The 1,360-nt window shown below is 80.4% G+C and carries 1 pseudogene; it reads left to right on the top strand.

Annotated features, from left to right (window positions below):
* Positions 1-1,360, top strand: a pseudogene (locus ACFUEL_RS39740) (ABC transporter permease); the annotation flags it as partial.

Here is a 1,360-nt window from a genome sequence, read left to right on the forward strand (position 1 = left end):
GCTGCCCGCGCTGCTGCGCCGGGGCCGGGAGCGGGAGCGGGTGGTGTCGCGCCGGCAGGCGGTGGTCGGCACGGCGGTGCGCTCGGGCGCGGACGTGGCGCTGCTGGCGCTGGCGGTGGTCGCCTACCGGCAGTTGGACGGGCGCACCGGCGGCCTGTCGGTGGACGCCGACGGGCACCTGGGCATCGACCCGGTGCTGGTCGCGGCGCCGACCCTGGCGCTGGTCTGGTGCGCGGGCACCCTGCTGGTGCTGCGGGTGCTGCCGTTCGCGGCCCGGCTGGGGGCGCGGCTGGCCGCCGGGGGCCGCGGGCTGGGGGTGGCGCTGGGCGGCTGGCAGCTGGCCCGCCGTCCGGGCCGGGCGAACGGGCCGGTGCTGCTGCTGGTGCTGGCGGTGGCCTGCGGGGTGCTGGCGGTGGGCCAGCACGCCGCCTGGCGCGACTCGCAGCGCGACCAGGCCGACTTCGCCACCGCGGGCGGCCTGCGGATCGAGAACTCGGCGCTGCCCCCGCTGGGCCAGGGCGGCCGGTACGCGCAACTGCCCGGCGGCGATCGGCTGCTGCCGGTGGCCCGGGTCGACCAGTCGCTCCCGGGCGGGCGGCAGGGCCGGGTGCTGCTGACCGACACCGCCAAGGCGGCGGCCGAACTGCGGGTGCGGCCCGACCTGTTCGACGGCCGCCCGGCCGGGGAGCTGCTCGCCCCGCTGGCCGCGGCGCCGGCCCCCGGGGTGCCGCTGCCCGGCCGTCCGGCCCGGATCGACCTGACCGTGGGCGTGTCGGTCACGGTCGCCGAGTACCCCGGCGCGGACTTCCCGCCGCCGCAGGCCCCCACGCTGTGGCTGCGGGTGCGGGACGCCTTCGGGACGGACCACCGCCTCCTGGTGCCGCAGCTGCCGGCCCGGGGCGAGCTGACCGTCCCGGTGGACCTGGCCGCGCTGAGCGCCGCGCCGCTCGGTTCGGCCGCCGCGCCGCTGACCCTGACCGGCATCGGCCTGACGTACCCGAGCGGCGGGAACAGCTGGGGCGTCGACGGCAGCGAGCTGACGCTCCGCCGGATCGCGGTCTCCGACAGCACGGACGGGCCGGGCGTGCCGGTGCCGGTGCCCGCGGGCGCCTGGAGCGAACGGACCGACGGCGCCTCGCTGCGGGTGGAGAGCGGCCCGGCCGGGGACCGGGTGCTGACCGCCCGCTACGTCCCGGCCGCCGAGGGCGAGGACGGCCCGCACGCCGTCCTGCTCCCGCCCGGCGGCGAGCCGTCCGGGCCGGCGGTCGACGGCCTGGCCACCCGCGACTACCTGGCGGCGGTGGGCGGTGCGGTCGGCGACCGGATCGAGGTCCGGATCGGCAGCGCCGCCGTGCCGGTG

This window comes from Kitasatospora sp. NPDC057198 (assembly GCF_042670125.1).
In the GTDB taxonomy this organism is placed as follows: Bacteria; Actinomycetota; Actinomycetes; order Streptomycetales; family Streptomycetaceae; genus Kitasatospora.